Below are 4,085 nucleotides of genomic sequence, written 5' to 3'. Positions count from 1 at the left end.
GGGCCGCGTCGGCGGCGAGCTGGGCCGCGGCGGCATCCGTGGCGGCGCGCGCCTCGTCGAGTGCGGCCTGGGCCCGGACGGCGTTGTCGCCGATCGACGCGAGCGCGGAGGCCGAATAGGTCTGGGAGAGCCGGGCGAGGCTGGCCGCCCCGGCGGCGACACGGTCGGCAACCCGGTCGAGGCGGCGCTGCAGCTTCTCGAGCAGGAGCGGGGCATCCCGTTCGAGGCCCCGGCGCGAGGAGAAGTCGCGGGTCTGGGCCTGGAGCCGGACGGTGGCTTCGTCGGCGAGCTGGACGATCTGCTCCGTCCAGCGGCGTCGCGCGGTCTCGCTGTCGGGGATGCCGTCGTCGAGCTTCTGCTGCAGCGCGAAGGCCTCCTTGAGCTGCCTGGTGGACACGGCGAGCGCGGTGGCGAAGTCCCGGGTGGCACCCTCGCCGAACTGGGCGACCGCGAAGGCGAGTTCGTCGGCGTTCGCCTCGATCAGGTCGTCGGCGCGGACGAGCGCGATCGCGGCGGCACGGGAACGTTCTGCGGCCGCCTCCGCCAGGGCGAGGTCGCGGGCCCTGGCCCGGCGCCGGGCGAGCCCGACCAGCAGCAGCGCGACGACGCACACCACCCCGAGAACGATGGCCGAGGGCACCCACCACAGTTCGCCAGTCATACCGGCGAGTCTAGCCAACGGCACGGCACTGTCGCCGCAGCGAAACCGCCGATCCTGACCGCATTACGCCGTGGCCGTGGAGGACGCCGGATGCGACGGGGATGACCGCTCAGCCGCGCCGCATCTGGCGGCGGATCAGGTCGTAGTCGTGCCGGGATATCTCGATCAGGCCGCGGCGGAGCTGGTAACCCCAGTCAGGATCGTCCCGGGTGAATTCGAGCACGGTGAGCAGCGGCCGGATCGACGCGGCGACGGCATCCGTGTCGTAGTCGACCTGGTGCCGCCACGGCCGGTAGGAACCTGCCCCGGCCTGGCCGATTTGGCCGGCGCCACCCTCGGCGATCCACCCGATCGCGGTGAATTCGCGCAGGGTCTCGCCGTCGGCGTCGGTCTTCGGCGAGTAGTACACCACGCCGTCGGACTCGCGCATGTCCTCGAGCGCGGCCCGCGACCCGCGGCCCGCCTGCGCGAGCCCCATCGAGACCCCGCGGAGCACCTGCTCACGCGGCGCGACGCCCAGCCAGTATCGAATTGCCACCCTCTCAGTTGTACTGCATCCGGTTGCGCCACAGACTAGGGGCATGCGTGTTCTGCTGAAAGATATCCTCGACTGCCCCCCGGATGCCGCCTGGCGCGCCCTGCGCAGCCCCGCCGTCTTCCGGGAGGTGAGTTCGCCAGTCGTGAGCGTCGAATCGCGGGGGGCCGACGGATTCCCCACCGTCTGGGAGCCCGGCGAGCACCCGGTGGGCCTGAACGCGCTCGGCCTGGTGCCGATGGGCGAACAGGTGATCCGGCTCACCATGGAGACCACCCGGAAGGACGGGGTGCGCATCCTGCGCGACACCGGCCGCGGCGTCTCCGGCGCACTCGCCTCGGTCACCCTCTGGGACCACCGGATGGCCGTCGCCCCCGACCCGGCCGGCACCGGGAAGACGCTCTTCCGCGACCAGCTGATCTTCCGAACCGGCGCGCTCACCCTCGCCGGCTGGCCCGTCTTCTGGGCGCTCTGGCAGTGGCGGATGCGCCAGCTCAAGCGCCTGGCCCCGACCTGGCAGCTCGACCTCGGGGTGGACCTGCCGGCGGATCTGCTGGCGGAGGCGGACGCGTCGGCCACGGCGGATGCCGACGCCGTGTCCCGGGTGACCGAATGACCACCACCCTCGGCGCCCTCCAGGTCGCCGACTGGCGGCGCCGGGTGTTCGGCCTCTACGCCGGCGTGCGCCAGCTCAGCGCGCACGACCCCGCGGCCGGCCACGAGCTGTGGCGCAGCGGGCGCGACGACCTGTTCGCGGGGCATCCGTCGTCGCCGCTGATGCCCGACGACCGGGCCGCGTTCACCGGCCTGCCCGTCGCGGCCTACGACCCCGACTGGCGGTTCGAGGTGGAGGTCCACCGGGCCGACCAGCCCCATCGGATCCAGGTCGACACGGGCACGGACGGCACGGTGCCGTTCGACCTCGTCGGCACGGTGCGCCTGCCCTACCTCGGCGCGATCGACCTGTGGCGCCTGGCCAACTATGGCGGCGGCCTCTTCCTGCCGGTCAAGGACGGCCTCGCCGGCAAGCCCGGCGGGACGTACGGCGGCGGCCGGTACCTGCTCGACACCGTCAAGGGCGCCGACCTCGGTCCGGGCGCCGACGACGACACCCTCGTGCTCGACTTCAACTTCGCCTACAACCCGTCCTGCGCCTACGACCCGATGTGGGCCTGCCCGCTGCCCCAGGCCGGCAACGTCGTGGCCGTCGAGGTGCCCGTCGGCGAGCTGTACACCGGCGTCGGCCCCGACTGAGGGATCGTTCCCGGGCTGCGACTTGACAGCATCCGCTAGAGTGGGAGCTTGCGAATGCGTAGTTGCGTTTGCTGCGTCGTAGAACGCCCTCTTCTTTCTTTCTTCGGCTGCCCACTCGTGGGCCGGCCGGATTTTGCGAATGAAACCTTCTTACGGCGAACGGATGTGCCCATCGGCACCTTCGCCATGTGAATCCTCCTGAATCCGGCCACCGCCATTGCGCACAACCGGTCCACGTGAGGAATCTGATGCCCGAAAGGCACCACTTTGTCTGAATCCTCCTTTGGCACGCTCGGCGTGCCGGCTCCCCTCGTTGCCGTTCTCACGGCGCAGGGAATCGACAGCCCCTTCCCGATCCAGGTCGACACCCTGCCCGACACCCTGAACGGACGCGACGTGCTCGGCCGCGGCAAGACCGGCTCGGGCAAGACCCTCGCCTTCGCACTGCCGATGGTCGCCCGCCTCGGCGGCAAGCTGTCCGGCGGCAAGCGCCGACCCGGCCGCCCGCTCGGCCTGATCCTCGCACCGACCCGCGAGCTCGCCACCCAGATCACCAACGCGCTCACCCCGCTGGCCGAGGCATACGGTCTCAACACGACGACCATCTTCGGTGGAGTGTCCCAGGGCCGCCAGGTCTCCGCCCTCAAGGCCGGCGTCGACATCGTCGTGGCCTGCCCCGGCCGCCTCGAAGACCTCATGAAGCAGGGCTTCGTGAGCCTCGACGCCGTCGAGATCACCGTGCTCGACGAGGCCGACCACATGGCCGACCTGGGCTTCCTGCCCGTCGTCACGCGCATCCTCGACAAGACGCCGAACAGCGGGCAGCGCCTGCTGTTCTCCGCCACGCTCGACAACGGCGTGGACAAGATCGTGCGCCGCTTCCTGCACAACGAGGTTCTGCACTCCGTCGACGAGGCCACCAGCCACGTCTCCGCCATGACGCACCACGTCTTCGAGGTCGACGGTGTCGAATCCAAGAAGGCCCTGATCGAGAAGCTCGCGTCAGGCACCGGACGTCGCATCCTCTTCATGCGCACCAAGCACCACGCCAAGAAGCTTGCCAAGGCGCTGACCGAGGCCGGGATCCCCGCCGTCGACCTGCACGGCAACCTGTCCCAGGTGGCTCGTGACCGCAACCTCGCCGCGTTCAGCGCCGGCGACGTGAGCGTTCTCGTCGCCACGGATGTCGCGGCGCGCGGTGTGCACGTCGACGACATCGAACTCGTCATCCACGTTGATCCGCCGGCCGAGCACAAGGCGTACCTGCACCGCTCCGGCCGTACCGCCCGCGCCGGCAGCGCCGGTGACGTCGTCACGCTGGTCCTTCCGGAACAGCGCCGCGACACCGACGCGCTCCTGCGCAAGGCCGCCATCAAGGTGACCCCGCAGCGCGTGAACGCGGACTCCCCCGCCGTCGCCGCGCTCGTCGGTGACGTCGCCGAGTACGTCAAGCCGCTTCCCCGCACCGAGCAGCCGCAGCGCCAGTCGCAGGGCGGCCGCTCACAGGGCGGCGGACGTTCGCAGGGCGCCAACGCCCAGCGCAAGCGCGACGAACGCGAAAGCGGCGGCCGTGGTGGCCGCGATGGTGGCCGCGATTCCCGCGGCGGCCGCGGCGGCGACTCCGTGCCGGCCGGC

General features: G+C 71.2%; 4 protein-coding genes and 1 pseudogene. 3 read left to right on the top strand and 2 right to left on the bottom strand.

Features of this window, described 5'->3' with window-relative positions; translation table 11 throughout:
- Both E3T48_RS16245 and E3T48_RS16240 read right to left on the bottom strand, forming a co-directional pair.
- A pseudogene (locus E3T48_RS16245) lies at positions 1-661 on the bottom strand (hypothetical protein); the annotation flags it as partial.
- A 109-nt stretch (positions 662-770) separates the two neighbouring features.
- Complete coding sequence (locus E3T48_RS16240; RefSeq protein WP_241986885.1) at positions 771-1,199, bottom strand: EVE domain-containing protein; 429 nt, start codon at positions 1,197-1,199, stop codon at positions 771-773.
- Between the two features lie 43 nt (positions 1,200-1,242).
- Here E3T48_RS16240 and E3T48_RS16235 point away from each other — a divergent pair, with 43 nt between their 5' ends.
- The 3 genes from E3T48_RS16235 to E3T48_RS16225 form a co-directional block, all read left to right on the top strand.
- Complete coding sequence (locus tag E3T48_RS16235; protein WP_134525052.1) at positions 1,243-1,812, top strand: hypothetical protein; 570 nt, start codon at positions 1,243-1,245, stop codon at positions 1,810-1,812.
- The gene (locus E3T48_RS16230) at positions 1,809-2,450 is read left to right on the top strand and encodes a DUF1684 domain-containing protein (protein WP_134525051.1); all 642 of its coding nucleotides are present in this window, start codon (positions 1,809-1,811) and stop codon (positions 2,448-2,450) included. The genes E3T48_RS16235 and E3T48_RS16230 overlap by 4 nt, the downstream gene beginning before the upstream one ends.
- Positions 2,451-2,717: 267 nt before the next feature.
- The coding region (locus E3T48_RS16225) for a DEAD/DEAH box helicase (protein ID WP_134525050.1) at positions 2,718-4,085 on the top strand (1,368 nt) is incomplete at its 3' end.

Source organism: Cryobacterium fucosi, assembly GCF_004403515.1.
Lineage (GTDB): Bacteria > Actinomycetota > Actinomycetes > Actinomycetales > Microbacteriaceae > Cryobacterium > Cryobacterium fucosi.
The sequence above is the reverse complement of the archived record's forward strand: the minus strand, read 5'-3'. Positions and strand labels throughout refer to the sequence as shown.